Below are 17847 nucleotides of genomic sequence, written 5' to 3'. Positions count from 1 at the left end.
ACAGCAACAGTGCCGGGGAGCCCCGGCACTGTTGTCCGTTTTAGCAAACAGGCAGGACATGCCTGATACCTGGAGAGCCTTTCTTGAGCCAGGAATATACCGAAGACAAAGAAGTCACATTATCGAAGCTAAGCAGCGGACGTCGTCTCCTTGAGGCGTTACTGATTGTTATTGCCCTTTTTGCCGTTTGGCTGATGGTCGCCTTACTCAGTTTTAACCCTTCAGATCCCAGCTGGTCACAAACCGCGTGGCATGAGCCTATCCATAACTTAGGCGGCGTTCCCGGCGCCTGGCTTGCGGACACTCTCTTTTTCATATTCGGTGTGATGGCCTACACCATACCCGTCATTATCATTGGCGGATGCTGGTTTGCCTGGCGCCATCGCCAGAATGATGACTACATCGATTATTTCGCGGTTTCGCTTCGCCTGATTGGCGCGCTGGCCCTGATCCTGACCTCATGCGGGCTGGCGGCCATCAACGCCGATGATATCTGGTACTTCGCCTCCGGCGGCGTAATCGGTAGCCTGCTGAGTTCTGCCCTGCAGCCGATGCTTCACAGCAGCGGCGGTACGCTGACGTTGCTCTGTATCTGGGCGGCGGGCCTGACGCTGTTTACCGGCTGGTCGTGGGTCAGTATTGCCGAGAAGATCGGCAGCTTTATTCTCACTGTTCTGACGTTTGCCAGCAATCGTACCCGTCGTGACGATACGTGGGTCGATGAAGACGAATACGAAGACGAGTATGAAGAAGACGACGATGCCCCGGTGCAGCGCCGTGAATCTCGTCGTGCACGAATTATGCGTGGCGCGCTGGCACGTCGTCAGCGCGTCGCCGAGAAATTTGCCAATCCGCTTGGTCGTAAAACCGATGCGGCGCTCTTCTCCGGAAAACGCATGGATGAAGACGAGCAGGTTGAATACAGCGCGGCGGGTAACGCCGTCGATCCTGACGACGTTCTCTTCTCCGGCAACCGCGCGATGCCGGGTGATTTTGACGAGTACGATCCGTTGTTAAACGGCCATTCTGTTACCGAACCGGTTGCCGCCGCCGCTGCCGCAACCACGGCAGCGCAGGCTTATGCTGCGCCTGTTGAAGCGGTAACGCCATCTGCGCCGGTTCCTGCCCCAGAATCCGTTATCCAGCAGCCTCAGGTTGACTGGCAGACGGCGCCGGGCGTTCACACGCCGGAGCCGGTGATTGCACCGGAGCCGGAAAGCTATATCCCCGTTCAGGAAGAGCAGTGGCAGCAGCCGTATCAGCCGGAGCCTGTGTATGAACCACAGGGATACCCGCACTATGAGCAGCCGGTCGCGCAGCCGTATCAGGAGTATGTGCCTGAACCGGTAGAACCCGCGCAGCCATACGTAGAGCCTGAGCCTGAAGTGGTGGAGGAGGTGAAACCGTCTCGTCCGCCGATGTACTATTTTGAAGAAGTAGAAGAGCGCCGTGCCCGCGAGCGCGAGCAGCTGGCGGCCTGGTACCAGCCCGTGCCTGAACCGGCGCAGGAGCCTGCGGCCAGAACGCCTTCTGTTTCCGTACCGCCTGTCGATCCCATTGCCTCAGTGGCCCCCGTGGCTGAAAGCGTGAAGCAAGCCACTGCCGCAGCCGCCGCTGCTGCACCTGTGTTTAGCCTTGCTACGGGCGGTGCACCGCGTCCGCAGGTGAAAGAGGGCATTGGTCCACAGCTGCCGCGCCCTAACCGCGTACGTGTGCCAACGCGCCGTGAGCTTGCATCCTATGGCATCAAGCTGCCTTCTCAGCGTATGGCTGAGGAAAAAGCGCGTGAATCCGATTACGAAGACGATGCTGATGAACTACAGCAGGATGAACTGGCCCGTCAGTTCGCCGCGACGCAGCACCAGCGCTACGGTGAAGAGTATCAGCACGACGAACGCGTTCAGGAAGACGAAGATGACGCTGCGGAAGCAGAACTCGCGCGCCAGTTCGCCGCCACGCAGCAGCAGCGCTATTCCGGTGAACAGCCAACAGGCGCGAATCCGTTCTCGCTGACGGATTTTGAATTCTCACCGATGAAAGATCTGGTGGATGATGGCCCAAGCGAACCGCTATTCACCCCGAGCGTGATGCCGGAAGCTGAGCCGGTGCGACAGCAGCCAGCGCCGCAGGCTTATGCGCAGCCGCAACAGCAACCTGCTCCGCAGGCGTATGCGCAACCGCAGCAGCAGCCAGCTCCTCAGGCCTATGCGCAGCCGCAGCAACCCGCACAGCAGGCACCGCAGTTCCAGCAGCCAGCGCCTCAGCCGCAGGAGAGCCTGATTCACCCGCTGCTGATGCGTAACGGTGACAGTCGTCCACTTCAGCGCCCGAGCACGCCGCTGCCGTCACTGGATCTGTTGACGCCTCCACCGTCTGAAGTAGAGCCGGTTGATACCTTCGCGCTTGAACAAATGGCCCGTCTGGTTGAGGCTCGTCTGGCAGACTTCCGCATCAAGGCGGATGTCGTGAACTACTCTCCTGGCCCGGTGATCACCCGCTTCGAGCTGAACCTGGCGCCGGGCGTCAAAGCGGCACGTATTTCTAACCTCTCCCGTGACCTGGCGCGCTCTCTGTCGACCGTGGCGGTGCGCGTGGTGGAAGTCATTCCAGGCAAGCCGTACGTTGGTCTTGAGCTGCCGAACAAGAAACGTCAGACCGTCTACCTGCGTGAAGTGCTGGATAACACCAAGTTCCGTGATAACCCCTCTCCGCTAACCGTGGTGTTGGGTAAAGATATCGCCGGCGATCCGGTGGTCGCAGACCTCTCGAAAATGCCACACCTGCTGGTCGCGGGTACGACCGGCTCTGGTAAGTCGGTCGGCGTGAACGCCATGATCCTCAGCATGCTCTACAAAGCGCAGCCCGAGGACGTGCGTTTCATCATGATCGACCCGAAAATGCTCGAGCTGTCGGTCTATGAAGGCATTCCGCATCTGCTCACCGAAGTGGTGACGGATATGAAAGATGCCGCCAACGCCCTGCGCTGGAGCGTTAACGAGATGGAACGCCGCTACAAGCTGATGTCCGCATTGGGCGTGCGTAACCTGGCCGGTTATAACGAGAAAATCGCTGAGGCGAAGCGTATGGGACGTCCGATTCCGGACCCATACTGGAAGCCGGGTGACAGCATGGATGCCCAGCATCCGGTGCTGGAAAAACTACCTTATATCGTCGTGCTGGTGGATGAGTTCGCTGACCTGATGATGACCGTCGGTAAAAAAGTCGAAGAGCTGATTGCTCGTCTGGCACAGAAAGCGCGTGCGGCGGGTATTCACCTTGTACTGGCAACCCAGCGACCGTCCGTGGATGTGATCACCGGTCTGATCAAGGCCAACATCCCGACCCGCATCGCGTTTACCGTATCAAGCAAAATTGACTCCCGTACCATTCTTGACCAGGGCGGCGCTGAGTCGCTGTTGGGGATGGGCGATATGCTGTACTCCGGCCCGAACTCGACCTCGCCGGTGCGTGTCCACGGCGCGTTCGTTCGCGATGAGGAAGTTCACGCGGTGGTGCAGGACTGGAAAGCACGCGGCCGGCCGCAGTACGTTGACGGTATTACCAATGACACCGAAAGCGAAGGTGGCGGCGGTGGCTTTGACGGCGGCGAAGAGCTAGATCCGCTGTTCGACCAGGCGGTTAACTTCGTTACTGAAAAACGTAAAGCGTCCATCTCTGGCGTACAGCGTCAGTTCCGTATCGGCTATAACCGAGCGGCGCGCATCATCGAACAGATGGAAGCCCAGGGCATCGTGAGCGAGCAGGGGCATAACGGCAATCGTGAGGTGCTGGCGCCGCCGCCGTTCGAATGACCTTTCAGCGATTGCAAAGATGGGTAAATCAGCCAAAATTAAGCATTTTCTTCTGTCGCCTGCCTGCGGGCAGGTCCAGAATAGAAGACGGAACCCCCATAACGGGAAGACGTATTTTAAGGAATAACAATGAAAAAAATCGCCATCGCCTGTGCATTACTCTCCAGTTTTGTCGCCAGCAGCGTCTGGGCTGATGCGGCCAGCGACCTTAAAAGCCGCCTGGATAAGGTCAGCAGCTTCCACGCTAGCTTTACGCAAAAAGTGACGGACGGCAGCGGCAATGCCGTGCAGGAAGGCCAGGGTGATTTATGGGTAAAACGCCCGAACCTGTTTAACTGGCACATGACCCAGCCGGATGAAAGCATTCTGGTGTCTGACGGTAAAACCCTGTGGTTCTTCAACCCGTTTGTTGAGCAGGCCACGGCCACCTGGCTGAAAGATGCGACCAGCAACACGCCGTTTATGCTGATTGCCCGCAACCAGTCCAGCGACTGGCAGCAGTACAACATCAAGCAGAACGGTGATGAATTTGTCCTGACGCCGAAAGGCAGCAACGGCAACCTGAAGCAGTTCACCATTAACGTGAGCAGCAACGGTACGATCAATCAATTCGGTGCGGTTGAGCAGGACGACCAGCGCAGCAGCTACCAGCTGAAAACGCAGCAAAACGGTTCTGTCGATGCATCGAAATTCACCTTTACCCCGCCGCAGGGCGTAACGGTGGATGACCAACGTAATAAGTAAGAGGCATGAGTGGGCAACCTGTCGCTCGATTTTTCAGATAATGCGTTTCAACCACTGGCCGCCCGTATGCGGCCAGAAAATTTAGCGCAGTACATCGGCCAGCAGCACCTGCTGGCTGCGGGAAAACCGTTGCCGCGCGCTATTGAAGCCGGGCATCTGCATTCGATGATCCTCTGGGGGCCGCCGGGAACCGGTAAAACCACCCTGGCCGAAGTGATCGCCCGCTATGCAAACGCTGATGTTGAACGTATTTCTGCAGTCACGTCGGGTGTAAAGGAGATCCGCGAAGCCATCGAGCGTGCGCGGCAAAACCGTAACGCCGGGCGCCGCACGATCCTCTTTGTGGACGAAGTCCACCGCTTCAACAAGAGCCAGCAGGATGCCTTCCTGCCGCATATCGAAGACGGCACGATTTTCTTCATCGGCGCCACCACTGAAAATCCGTCATTTGAACTGAACTCGGCGCTGCTCTCCCGCGCGCGCGTTTACCTGCTTAAGTCGCTGACGACAGAGGATATCGAAAAGGTCCTCACCCAGGCGATGGACGATAAAGCTCGTGGATACGGTGGACAGGATATCGTTCTGCCGGACGAGACGCGTCTCGCCATTGCTCAACTGGTCAACGGCGATGCGCGCCGGGCTCTGAATACGCTGGAAATGATGGCCGACATGGCCGAAATGGATGCTTCCGGCAAGCGAGTGCTGAAGCCTGAACTGCTCACCGAAATAGCCGGCGAGCGCAGCGCCCGTTTTGATAATAAAGGCGATCGTTTTTACGACCTGATTTCGGCGCTGCACAAATCCGTTCGCGGCAGCTCGCCGGATGCCGCGCTTTACTGGTACGCACGCATCATCACGGCGGGTGGCGATCCTTTATACGTCGCGCGTCGCTGTCTGGCGATTGCGTCAGAAGATGTGGGTAATGCTGACCCGCGCGCCATGCAGGTGGCTATCTCCGCCTGGGACTGCTTTACCCGCGTCGGGCCCGCTGAGGGCGAGCGCGCCATTGCGCAGGCAATCGTCTACCTGGCCTGCGCGCCGAAAAGTAATGCGGTGTATACCGCCTTCAAAGCGGCAATGTCCGACGCGCGTGAACGTCCGGATTATGATGTCCCGGTACACCTGCGCAACGCGCCAACCAAACTGATGAAAGAGATGGGCTATGGGCAGGAGTACCGCTACGCCCACGACGAGCCCAACGCCTACGCCGCCGGGGAGGAATATTTCCCGCAGGAGATGGCACAAACCCGCTATTATCACCCCACAAACAGAGGTCTTGAGGGTAAGATTGGCGAAAAGCTCGCCTGGCTTGCCGGACAGGATCAAAATAGCCCTATAAAACGCTACCGTTAGCGCTATCGTTGCGGTAATGTTGGCGTTGTATCCCTGTGATCGCAGGCTGTGGTCACTTTTTCCTATTTTAATTCGATAAGCACAGGATAAGCATGCTCGATCCCAATCTGCTGCGTAATGAGCCAGACGCAGTCGCTGAAAAACTGGCACGCCGGGGCTTTAAGCTGGATGTAGATAAGCTGCGCGCTCTTGAAGAGCGTCGTAAAGTTCTGCAGGTACAAACTGAAAATCTGCAGGCAGAGCGTAATTCTCGATCGAAATCCATCGGCCAGGCGAAAGCGCGCGGGGAAGATATTGAGCCATTACGCCTGGAAGTGAATAAACTGGGTGAAGAGCTGGATCAGGCGAAAGCTGAACTGGACGTTCTTCAGACCGAAATTCGTGATATCGCCCTGGCTATCCCGAACATTCCTGACGACAGCGTGCCTGTTGGTAAAGATGAAAACGACAACGTTGAAGTGAAACGCTGGGGCACGCCTCGCGAATTCGACTTCGAGGTTCGCGATCATGTGACCCTGGGCGAAATGCACGCGGGCCTGGACTTTGCGGCGGCGGTTAAGCTGACGGGTTCTCGCTTTGTGGTGATGAAGGGTCAAATTGCCCATCTGCACCGCGCTCTGGCGCAGTTCATGCTGGATCTGCACACCGAGCAGCACGACTACAGCGAAACCTACGTTCCGTATCTGGTTAACCACGATACGCTGTACGGTACCGGCCAGCTGCCGAAGTTTGCCGGCGATCTGTTCCACACCCGTCCGCTGGACGAGGAAGCAGACAGCAGCAACTACGCGCTGATCCCAACCGCGGAAGTGCCGCTGACCAACCTCGTGCGTGATGAGATCATCGACGAAGACGACCTGCCAATCAAACTGACTGCACACTCTCCGTGCTTCCGTTCTGAAGCCGGTTCTTACGGTCGTGACACCCGTGGTCTGATCCGTATGCACCAGTTCGACAAGGTAGAGATGGTGCAGATCGTTCGTCCTGAAGAGTCTATGGACGCGCTGGAAGAGATGACCGGTCATGCTGAGAAAGTGCTGGAGCTGCTGGGCCTGCCGTACCGCCGTATGGCGCTGTGCACCGGCGACATGGGCTTCGGTGCCTGCAAAACCTTCGACCTTGAAGTCTGGGTGCCTGCGCAGAACACCTACCGTGAAATCTCCTCCTGCTCCAACGTCTGGGATTTCCAGGCGCGTCGTATGCAGGCGCGTTGCCGCAGCAAATCTGACAAGAAGACCCGTCTGGTTCATACCCTGAACGGTTCTGGTCTGGCTGTTGGCCGTACGCTGGTTGCCGTGCTGGAAAACTACCAGCAGGCTGACGGGCGCATTGAGATCCCGGAAGTGCTGCGCCCTTACATGAAAGGCCAGCAGTTCATCGGCTAATTATTTGCTCTAAGACAAAAAAGCGCCTCAGGGCGCTTTTTTTATGCCTCTGATTTGATACGAAGCAATAACCCCTCCCTCTAAAGTAGTAATACTCCTCCGAACGAAAGTCAGCATAAAACACTGATAACCAAAAATATCGTTATACATAAAACTATATAGCGGTCTATGCCGCCCTTTATTTCTTTGTGAGCAACCAAAGTGAGTCTCTATGAAAATCAAAGCGCCTGATGCGTTAATGGCTGCCGAGGTCACTCGCCGTGGGTTGATGAAAACCACGGCTATTGGCGGCCTGGCTGTTGCCGGCAGCGCCTTCACGCTCCCTTTTTCCCGGCTGGCGTCGGCGGCAGATGCACTGTCTCCGGCTACGGCCCCGGAAAAAGTGGTCTGGAGTGCCTGTACCGTTAACTGCGGTAGCCGTTGTCCACTGCGCATGCATGTGGTGGATGGGGAAATCAAATATGTTGAAACCGACAACACCGGGGACGATAACTACGAAGGGTTACATCAGGTTCGCGCCTGCCTGCGCGGGCGCTCAATGCGCCGCCGCGTCTATAACCCGGACCGTCTGAAGTATCCGATGAAGCGCGTGGGTAAGCGTGGGGAAGGGAAGTTCGAGCGCATCAGCTGGGACGAGGCCTACGATATTATCGCCACCAATATGCAGCGCCTGATAAAAGACTACGGCAACGAATCCATCTACCTGAACTACGGCACCGGGACGCTTGGCGGTACCCTGACGCGCTCATGGCCGCCGGGAAAAACGCTGGTTGCGCGCCTGATGAACTGCTGCGGCGGCTATCTCAATCACTACGGTGACTACTCTTCCGCACAGATTGCCGCGGGCCTGAATTATACCTACGGCGGCTGGGCAGACGGCAACAGCCCGTCCGACATCGAAAACAGTAAGCTGGTGGTGCTGTTCGGTAATAACCCTGGCGAAACGCGCATGAGCGGCGGCGGGGTAACCTACTACCTCGAACAGGCTCGCGCCACATCCAACGCCCGCATGATCATCGTCGATCCGCGCTATACCGATACTGGTGCAGGGCGTGAAGATGAGTGGATCCCAATCCGTCCAGGTACGGACGCGGCGCTCGTCAGCGCTCTGGCGTGGGTAATGATCACCGAGAACCTCGTCGATCAGCCGTTCCTCGATAAATACTGCGTCGGCTATGACGAGAAAACCCTGCCGGCCAGCGCGCCGGCGAACGGTCACTATAAAGCCTATATTCTCGGTCAGGGCAGCGACGGCGTGGCCAAAACGCCGGAGTGGGCATCGACTATCACCGGCATTCCGGTTGAGCGTATTGTCCAGCTGGCGCGCGAAATCGGCTTGGCGAAACCGGCCTATATCAGCCAGGGCTGGGGACCGCAGCGTCACGCGAATGGCGAGATTGCGACCCGTGCTATCTCAATGCTCTCCATCCTCACCGGCAACGTTGGTGTTCACGGCGGCAACTCCGGCGCGCGCGAAGGCTCGTATGAAGTGCCGTTTGAACGTATGCCGACGCTGGATAACCCGGTTCAAACCAGCATCTCCATGTTTATGTGGACGGATGCGATTGAGCGCGGCCCGGAAATGACCGCGCTGCGCGACGGCGTGCGCGGCAAAGACAGGCTGGACGTGCCGATCAAGATGATCTGGAACTATGCCGGTAACTGTCTTATCAACCAGCACTCCGAAATCAACCGCACCCATGAGATCCTGCAGGATGACAAGAAGTGCGAGATGATTGTGGTCATCGACTGCCACATGACCTCGTCGGCGAAATATGCCGATATCCTGCTGCCGGACTGCACCGCGTCTGAGCAGATGGATTTCGCGCTGGACGCTTCCTGCGGGAATATGTCCTACGTGATCTTTACCGACCAGGCCATTAAGCCGCGCTTTGAGTGCAAAACTATCTATGAGATGACCTCTGAGCTGGCGAAACGCCTTGGCGTCGAGCAGCAGTTTACCGAGGGGCGGACTCAGGAAGGATGGATGCGCCATCTGCATGAACTCTCCCGCAAAGCGGTTCCGGACCTGCCGGACTTCGACACCTTCCGCAAGCAGGGCATGTACAAACAGCGCGATCCGGAAGGCCATCACGTGGCATACAAATCGTTCCGTGAAGATCCGCAGGCCAACCCGCTAACCACGCCGTCGGGCAAGATTGAGATCTACTCCGAAGAGCTGGCGAAAATCGCTTCGATGTGGGAGCTGCCGGAAGGGGACGTTATCGATCCGCTGCCAATCTATACGCCTGGTTTCGAAAACTATAACGATCCGCTGACGGCGAAATTCCCGCTGCAGCTGACTGGTTTCCACTATAAAGCGCGCGTGCACTCGACCTACGGCAACGTTGACGTACTGAAAGCGGCGTGCCGCCAGGAGATGTGGATTAACCCGATGGATGCAAAAGCGCGTGGCATCAGCAACGGTGACCGCGTTCGTATCTTCAACGGTCGTGGTGAGGTGCATATCGAAGCTAAAGTTACACCGCGCATGATGCCTGGCGTTGTCGCGCTGGGGGAAGGGGCCTGGTATAACCCGGATGCAAACCGCATCGACCAGGCAGGCAGTATCAACGTACTGACCACGCAGCGCCCGTCGCCTCTGGCGAAAGGCAACCCGTCCCACACGAACCTCGTTCAGGTTGAAAAGGTGTAAGGAGTAACCGATGACAACTCAATATGGATTTTTTATTGACTCCAGCCGTTGCACCGGGTGTAAAACCTGCGAGCTGGCCTGCAAGGACTATAAAGACTTAACGCCGGACGTCAGCTTCCGTCGTATTTACGAATACGCGGGAGGCGACTGGCAGGAAGACAACGGTGTCTGGCATCAAAACGTCTTTGCCTATTACCTGTCAATTGCCTGTAACCACTGCGAAGACCCGGCCTGTACCAAGGTCTGCCCGAGCGGGGCGATGCACAAGCGCGAAGACGGTTTTGTGGTGGTGGACGAAGACGTCTGCATCGGCTGTCGATACTGCCATATGGCCTGCCCGTACGGCGCGCCGCAGTACAACGAAGCCAAAGGCCATATGACCAAGTGCGACGGCTGCCACAGCCGCGTCGCTGACGGCAAAAAACCAATCTGCGTTGAGTCCTGCCCGCTGCGCGCGCTGGACTTCGGGCCGATTGATGAGCTGCGTAAAAAACACGGTCAGCTTGCGGCGGTTGCGCCGCTGCCGTCCGCGCACTTCACGAAGCCGAGCATTGTGATTAAACCTAACGCTAATAGCCGCCCGACAGGGGATACCACCGGCTATCTGGCAAACCCGAAGGAGGTGTGAGATGGGAAGTGGATGGCATGAATGGCCGCTGATGATCTTCACGGTCTTTGGGCAGTGCGTTGCGGGTGGTTTTATCGTGCTCGCGCTGGCGTTGTTAAAAGGGAATCTGAATGCCGAACAGCAGCAGCGTGTCGTGTTGAGCATGTTTGGCCTGTGGGTGCTGATGGGGATTGGCTTTGTGGCGTCTACGCTGCATCTCGGTTCGCCTATGCGTGCGTTTAACTCTCTCAACCGCGTGGGCGCATCCTCACTCAGTAATGAGATTGCCAGCGGGGCGATTTTCTTTGCCATCGGTGGGCTGGGTTGGCTGCTGGCTGCGCTGAAGAAATTGCCTGCATCTGTACGGAGCCTGTGGCTGATTGTGACCATGGTGCTGGGCGTAGTGTTCGTGTGGATGATGGTGCGCGTCTATAACACCATCGATACCGTTCCAACCTGGTACAGCGTCTGGACGCCAGTCAGCTTCTTCCTGACGATGTTCATCGGTGGGCCGCTGCTGGGTTACCTGCTGCTGCGCGCGGGCGGCGTTGATGGCTGGGCGATGCGTCTGCTGCCAGCCGTCTCTCTGCTGGCGCTGGTGGTAAGCGCGATAGTTGCCCTGATGCAGGGCGCTGAACTGGCAACTATCCATAGCTCAATTCAGCAGGCGTCTGCCCTGGTGCCGAACTACGGCTCGCTTATGGCCTGGCGTATCGTTCTGCTGGCGGCGGCGCTGGTATTCTGGATAGCGCCTCAGGTTAAAGGCTATCAGCCTGCGCTGCCGTTACTGTCACTGGCCTTTGTGCTGGTGCTGGCAGGGGAATTAATCGGTCGTGGCGTGTTTTACGGTTTGCATATGACTGTTGGTATGGCTATCGCCAGCTAAAACTTTTTTTCGTTATATAAAGCCGGGCCTTAGCGCCCGGCTTTTCATTTTTGAATCATGAAATTTTTCGACTGTCGTCTGGCTTTGATTTTAAGCATTAATAAATAAAAACAATCACATGATTATTATCGATAGCAGGCATTGCATTAGCAGGATGAGTTTTTTAAATCGATAAGGGTCCTATTGTGCGCGTTGCCTGAATCGGTGGATTGACTTTGTTTTTGCCAGTGGCATGATGCGCACGAAATCTGAACTTCCTCACGGTTTTTAATCCATGACCACCTATACCCGGCCAGTGCTCCTGTTGCTCTGTGGCCTGCTTCTGCTGACCCTGGCGATCGCCGTGTTAAACACGCTCGTTCCGCTGTGGCTCGCCCATGAAAACTTACCGACCTGGCAGGTGGGTATGGTTAGCTCATCCTTTTTTACGGGCAACCTTCTGGGCACATTATTAACGGGCAGCCTTATTAAACGCTTTGGCTTTAACCGTAGCTATTATCTGGCGTCGCTTATTTTTGCCGTTGGGTGTGCAGGACTTGGCCTGATGGTCGGTTTCTGGAGCTGGATGGTCTGGCGCTTTATTGCGGGCATAGGCTGCGCGATGATCTGGGTGGTGGTCGAAAGCGCCCTGATGTGCAGCGGCACCTCGCGAAACCGTGGACGCCTGCTGGCCGCGTATATGATGGTTTATTACGTCGGTACCGTGCTTGGGCAGCTGATGGTCAGTAAACTTCCGACCGACCTGATGAGCGTGCTGCCGTGGGTAACGGGGATGGTACTGGCCGCAATTCTGCCGCTGCTCTTTACGCGCATCGTGAATCAAAACAGTGAACATCAGGAAGCGACGCACGTCTGGCCGATGCTGAGGCTGCGTCAGGCGCGGCTGGGGGTGAATGGCTGCATCATTTCCGGCATTGTGCTGGGCTCGCTGTATGGCCTGATGCCGCTCTACCTGAACCATCAGGGCGTGAGCGATTCCGGGATTGGCTTCTGGATGGCGGTGATGGTTAGCGCCGGGATCGTTGGTCAGTGGCCGATTGGCCGCCTGGCGGATCGTTTTGGTCGCCTGCTGGTGCTGCGCGTTCAGGTTTTCGTGGTCATCATGGGGTGTCTTGCGATGCTCAGCAATGCCGCCATGGCACCAGCCCTGTTTATTCTGGGTGCGGCGGGCTTTACGCTCTATCCCGTTGCCATGGCCTGGGCCTGTGAGAAAGTGGAGCACCATCAGCTGGTGGCGATGAACCAGGCGCTGCTGCTGAGTTATACCATCGGCAGCCTGCTGGGGCCGACGTTTACCTCCGTGTTAATGCAGAACTATTCCGACAACCTGCTGTTTATTATGATCGCCAGCGTGTCGTTTATTTATCTGTTGATGCTGCTGCGCAAAGCAGGGGAACACCCTACGCCTGTGGCTCACGCCTAATTAAATAAGAGCCTGTCGATGACAGGCTTTTTTGTCCCTATCACATCTAAGAGTTTTACTTATTGTTTGTTTATTGCCCAAGGTGATAATTCAATTGAGTTCTATCATCAAAAGGCAGCCATCATGTTATTACGTCGTTTTCCCACTACCGCGCTGGCAGTAGTGTTGTCTTTAACGTTTGCAACCGCGCCGGCCATGGCTAACCCAGGTAACGGTGGCGGACAGGGCAATAACGGCAGCCATGGGAACGGAAATTCCGGCAACCACGGTAATAAGCAAAACAATGGGAATTCCAGCCCCGGTAAACCGCATAAAAGCGTGAAGGATGACGTTGATGCGCGCGTGAGTTTTGACCACGCCCGCCACCTGGCGTTAAATTACGGGTTAACGGGATATAACTCACTGCCGCCGGGCATTGCAAAAAACCTCGCTCGCGGTAAACCGCTCCCTCCGGGCATTGCCAAAAAAACCGTACCGGCATCCATGTTAGGCCAGCTACCTTCCTACCCCGGCTATGAATGGCGGGTCGTCGGCGACGATCTGGTCTTAATTGCGCTTAGCACTGCGATAGTCACCACCATTATTAACGGCGTTTTCAAATAGAATAAAAAAAGCCCGGTGTCATCACCGGGCTTTTTATTAATACATGACCTTGTGGCCGTACTGTTCGAGAATGCCTTTTACGCGCTCCATCGTCTCTTTCTTCGGCGGCTTCACGCCATCAAGCTTGTACTCTTCGCCCATCGCCACCCATTTATGCTTACCCAGCTCGTGGTAGGGCAGAAGCTCAATTTTCTCGACGTTGCCCATGTCTCGGGTAAATTCGCCAAGACGGTGTGCGGAGTCGTCGTCATCAGACCAGCCCGGCACAACCACATAGCGGATCCAGGTTTTGATGCCTTTGTCGGCAATGTATTTGGCAAATTCCAGCGTACGGTGGTTGGAAACACCGACCAGATTCTGGTGGATCTCATCGTTCATCTGTTTGAGATCGAGCATCACCAGGTCGGTTACCTCAAGCAGTTCGTCGATGACCGGATCGTAGCGACGCACAAAGCCGTTGGTGTCGAGACAGGTATGAATACCTTCCTTGCGGCAGGCGCGGAACCAGTCGCGCACAAACTCAGCCTGAAGAATGGCCTCACCGCCTGACGCGGTTACGCCACCGCCGGATGCGTTCATAAAGTGGCGATAGGTCACCACCTCTTTCATGAGGTCTTCAACGGCCACTTCTTTACCGCCGTGGGTATCCCATGTGTCACGGTTGTGGCAGTACAGGCAGCGCATCAGGCAGCCCTGGAAGAAGGTAATAAAACGGATCCCCGGGCCATCGACGGTGCCACAGGATTCAAAGGAGTGAATGCGACCAATAATTGACATTGCGGTGATATCTCCGAATTTGGCCCATCCGGGGGCCTGTGATGGTGCACAGCTCAAAGGCTATGTCGAGTCTGTTTTGGCTGTTATCCATTAAGTATAGATAGCGGACAAAAGAGACTGATAAGGCGAGGGTGTTAAAAAGGCCCCACTTGCGTGGAGCCTTTATTGTACGCTTTTTAACGCGTGATTTCAGTCAATTCCAGTTAGATGGACTGAGTGAAAGTACGGGTGATAACGTCCTGCTGCTGTTCTTTAGTCAGGGAGTTAAAGCGTACTGCGTAGCCAGATACGCGGATGGTCAGCTGAGGATATTTCTCAGGATGTTCCATCGCATCAAGCAGCATTTCACGGTTCATAACGTTCACGTTCAGGTGCTGACCACCTTCGATGGACGCTTCGTGGTGGAAGTAACCATCCATCAGACCCGCGAGGTTAGTTTTACGCACTTCGTCGTCTTTACCCAGCGCGTTTGGCACGATAGAGAAGGTGTAAGAGATACCATCTTTAGCGTAAGCAAACGGCAGTTTAGCAACGGAGGTCAGAGAGGCTACAGCACCTTTCTGGTCACGACCGTGCATTGGGTTAGCACCTGGGCCGAATGGCGCGCCAGCACGACGACCGTCTGGGGTGTTACCGGTTTTCTTACCATACACAACGTTAGAGGTGATGGTCAGAACAGACTGAGTCGGGATAGCGTTACGGTAGGTAGTGAGTTTCTGAATTTTCTTCATGAAACGTTCTACCAGGTCAACCGCCATGTCATCAACGCGAGAGTCGTTGTTACCAAACTGCGGATATTCACCTTCGATTTCGAAGTCTACAGCCAGGCCGTCTTCGTCACGAATAGGTTTAACTTTCGCATATTTGATGGCAGACAGGGAGTCAGCAGCAACGGACAGACCTGCGATACCACATGCCATGGTGCGAACCACGTCACGGTCGTGCAGCGCCATCAGAGAAGCTTCGTAGCTGTACTTGTCATGCATGTAGTGGATAACGTTCAGTGCAGTCACGTACTGTTTAGCCAGCCAGTCCATGAAGTGATCCATGCGGTCCATGACTTCGTCGAAGTTCAGAACGTCGCCTTTGATCGGCTCAGATTTAGGACCAACCTGCATTTTCAGTTTTTCATCAACGCCGCCGTTGATTGCGTACAGCATGGTTTTCGCCAGGTTTGCACGCGCACCGAAGAACTGCATTTGTTTACCAACGATCATTGGGCTTACGCAGCATGCGATAGCGTAGTCGTCGTTGTTGAAGTCCGGACGCATCAGGTCATCGTTCTCATACTGCAGAGAAGAGGTATCGATGGACACTTTAGCGGCGAATTTCTTGAAGTTCAGAGGCAGTTTTTCTGACCACAGAACGGTGATGTTCGGCTCCGGAGAAGGACCCATGGTGTACAGGGTGTTCAGGAAGCGGAAGCTGTTTTTGGTTACCAGAGTACGGCCATCAACGCCCATACCACCGATAGATTCAGTTGCCCAGATTGGGTCACCAGAGAACAGTTCATCATACTCAGGCGTACGCAGGAAGCGAACCATACGCAGCTTCATGACCAGGTGGTCAATCATTTCCTGAGCGTCTTGCTCGGTGATTTTGCCTGCTTTGATGTCACGTTCAATGTACGCATCCAGGAAGGTGGATACGCGACCGAAGGACATTGCTGCACCATTCTGAGACTTAACAGCGGCCAGGTAGCCGAAGTAGGTCCACTGGATAGCTTCCTGAGCGTTGGTCGCAGGACCAGAGATATCGCAGCCATATTTAGCAGCCATCTCTTTGATCTGACCCAGCGCACGGTGCTGTTCAGCAATCTCTTCACGCAGACGGATGGTAGCTTCCAGGTTTACGCCGTTTTCCAGGTCAGACTGCAGGGAAACGAACTGTGCGTATTTGTCTTTCAGCAGGTAGTCGATACCGTACAGTGCAACACGACGGTAGTCACCGATGATACGGCCACGGCCATACGCATCTGGCAGACCGGTGAGAACGCCAGACTTACGGCAGTTCAGAATGTCTTTGGTGTAAACATCGAATACGCCCTGGTTGTGGGTTTTGCGGTATTCGGTGAAGATTTTTTTCAGCATTGGGTCCAGCTCGCGGTTATACGCTTTGCAGGAGCCTTCTACCATTTTGATGCCACCGAACGGGATGATTGCACGTTTCAGTGGTGCTTCAGTCTGCAGACCAACGATTTTCTCAAGGGCTTTGTTGATGTAGCCAGCATCATGAGAAGTGATAGTGGACGCAACGGAGGTGTCAAAATCAACTGGCGCGTGAGTGCGGTTTTCCAGTTTAACGCCTTCCATTACGTTGTCCCACAGCTTGGTGGTCGCGTCAGTTGCGCCAGCCAGGAAGGATTCGTCACCTTCATACGGGGTATAGTTTTTCTGAATGAAGTCACGTACGTTTACTTCATTCTGCCAGTCACCTTTCGTAAAACCTTCCCAGGCTGTGGCTAACTTTTCATTAAGCTCGGACATGTAACACCTACCTTCTTAAGTGGATTTTTTATTTACTGCCTGAGACGACCATTAATGATGGTTGTCGCCACGCAGGTAAATGACCCAGTATGTCAACCCAACTAACAGACCCCCACCGATAATGTTCCCGATAGTGACGGGGATCAGGTTATCAGTAATGAAATTCATGATAGTCAGGTGAGAGAAACTTTCCGGGGTTGAACCAACCGCAGTCCAGAACTCCGGGCTCGCAAAGTTGCGGATAACAATCCCCATCGGGATCATAAACATATTCGCGATACTGTGCTCGAAGCCGCTGGCCACAAACATCGCAACCGGCAGAACCATAATCATGGCTTTGTCCATCAGGCTACGACCAGAGTAGCTCATCCAGACCGCCAGGCAGACCATCAGGTTCGCGAGGATGCCAAGAGCAACGGCTTCGATAAATGTATGGTGCATTTTGTGGTCAGCGGTTTGCAGGACGTTAAGCCCCCATCCGCCGTTGGCGGTCATATACTCGCCAGAGAGCCACATTAACAAAACAAAGAGCAGACAGCCAATCAGGTTACCAACATAGACGTTAAGCCAGTTGCGTGCCAGTTGGCCCCAGGTAATTCTCCCGCTGGCTTTCGCCACAACAATCAACACTGTTGACGTGAAGAGGTCGGCGCCGCAAATGACGCAAAGAATCAGACCCAGTGAGAAGCAAACGCCGCCAATCAGTTTCGCGATGCCGAAAGGCATCCCGGCAGTGCCTGTCGTGGCAGTGATGTAGAAGACGAAAGCGATGGAGATGAACACCCCAGCCGTGATGGCCAGAAAGAACGTCGTCATCGGGTGTTTCGTTGCTTTGTAGACACCTGCTTCTTCGGCAACTTTAGCCATCGCAGCGGGGAGTAATAGATCAAAAGGGTTGTCAGCTTTCACACTAACTCTCTCTTTATTAAGTCGGCGACGAGATACTAACAAAGCATTATAGAAGAGAAATTGATGTAGATCATATCTCGCCTGGCTTATAGGCCCGCAACATGTATGGTTTTACAGCGATTGCGGAGTAAGTATTTGATTATCCGTATAAAAATAAATTTTAAAAGTTATTAAAAGAGTTGAATTATTTCTTAGGGCCTCCTTTA

General features: G+C 55.2%; 12 protein-coding genes. 9 read left to right on the top strand and 3 right to left on the bottom strand.

What is annotated here, in order from left to right; all coding sequences use genetic code 11:
* Positions 1–83: 83 nt before the first annotated feature.
* The 9 genes from ftsK (at position 84) to D5067_RS15130 (ending at position 13469) form a co-directional block, all read left to right on the top strand.
* Positions 84–3812 (top strand): DNA translocase FtsK, encoded by a 3729-nt coding sequence (gene ftsK / locus D5067_RS15170; protein WP_119934869.1) that lies wholly within the window; start codon positions 84–86, stop codon positions 3810–3812.
* A gap of 129 nt (positions 3813–3941) precedes the next feature.
* The gene (gene lolA, locus D5067_RS15165) at positions 3942–4556 is read left to right on the top strand and encodes an outer membrane lipoprotein periplasmic chaperone LolA (protein WP_119934868.1); all 615 of its coding nucleotides are present in this window, start codon (positions 3942–3944) and stop codon (positions 4554–4556) included.
* 9 nt (positions 4557–4565) lie between these two features.
* Complete coding sequence (gene rarA / locus D5067_RS15160; RefSeq protein ID WP_119934867.1) at positions 4566–5909, top strand: replication-associated recombination protein RarA; 1344 nt, start codon at positions 4566–4568, stop codon at positions 5907–5909.
* A 92-nt stretch (positions 5910–6001) separates the two neighbouring features.
* Positions 6002–7294 carry a serine--tRNA ligase gene (serS, locus tag D5067_RS15155; RefSeq protein WP_119934866.1) on the top strand — a complete coding sequence of 431 codons (1293 nt, stop codon included), beginning with the start codon at positions 6002–6004 and terminating at the stop codon, positions 7292–7294.
* 211 nt (positions 7295–7505) lie between these two features.
* A complete protein-coding gene (dmsA, locus tag D5067_RS15150; RefSeq protein WP_119934865.1) occupies positions 7506–9950 on the top strand; it encodes a dimethylsulfoxide reductase subunit A in 2445 nt (814 codons plus the stop codon).
* Positions 9951–9960: 10 nt separating this feature from the next.
* Positions 9961–10578 (top strand): dimethylsulfoxide reductase iron-sulfur subunit DmsB, encoded by a 618-nt coding sequence (gene dmsB, locus D5067_RS15145; RefSeq protein ID WP_119934864.1) that lies wholly within the window; start codon positions 9961–9963, stop codon positions 10576–10578.
* 1 nt (position 10579) lies between these two features.
* Positions 10580–11443 carry a dimethyl sulfoxide reductase anchor subunit family protein gene (locus tag D5067_RS15140; protein WP_119934863.1) on the top strand — a complete coding sequence of 288 codons (864 nt, stop codon included), beginning with the start codon at positions 10580–10582 and terminating at the stop codon, positions 11441–11443.
* Between the two features lie 274 nt (positions 11444–11717).
* Positions 11718–12866: an MFS transporter gene (locus D5067_RS15135; RefSeq protein ID WP_119934862.1), complete on the top strand. Its 1149-nt coding sequence runs from the start codon at positions 11718–11720 to the stop codon at positions 12864–12866.
* Positions 12867–12989: 123 nt separating this feature from the next.
* Positions 12990–13469 carry an anti-virulence regulator CigR family protein gene (locus D5067_RS15130; protein ID WP_119934861.1) on the top strand — a complete coding sequence of 160 codons (480 nt, stop codon included), beginning with the start codon at positions 12990–12992 and terminating at the stop codon, positions 13467–13469.
* A gap of 36 nt (positions 13470–13505) precedes the next feature.
* On the opposite strand, the gene pflA is transcribed toward D5067_RS15130, so the two are convergent.
* The 3 genes from pflA to focA all read right to left on the bottom strand — a co-directional run bounded on the left by pflA (position 13506) and on the right by focA (position 17641).
* Positions 13506–14246, bottom strand: coding sequence for a pyruvate formate lyase 1-activating protein (gene pflA, locus D5067_RS15125; RefSeq protein WP_119934860.1), 741 nt, complete (start codon positions 14244–14246; stop codon positions 13506–13508).
* A gap of 203 nt (positions 14247–14449) precedes the next feature.
* Positions 14450–16732: a formate C-acetyltransferase gene (gene pflB, locus D5067_RS15120; RefSeq protein ID WP_119934859.1), complete on the bottom strand. Its 2283-nt coding sequence runs from the start codon at positions 16730–16732 to the stop codon at positions 14450–14452.
* Positions 16733–16783: 51 nt separating this feature from the next.
* Complete coding sequence (focA, locus tag D5067_RS15115) at positions 16784–17641, bottom strand: formate transporter FocA (RefSeq protein ID WP_119934858.1); 858 nt, start codon at positions 17639–17641, stop codon at positions 16784–16786.
* Positions 17642–17847 lie beyond the last annotated feature (206 nt).

It is taken from the genome of Enterobacter huaxiensis (assembly GCF_003594935.2).
GTDB classification, from domain to species: Bacteria; Pseudomonadota; Gammaproteobacteria; order Enterobacterales; family Enterobacteriaceae; genus Enterobacter; species Enterobacter huaxiensis.
The sequence above is the reverse complement of the archived record's forward strand: the minus strand, read 5'-3'. Positions and strand labels throughout refer to the sequence as shown.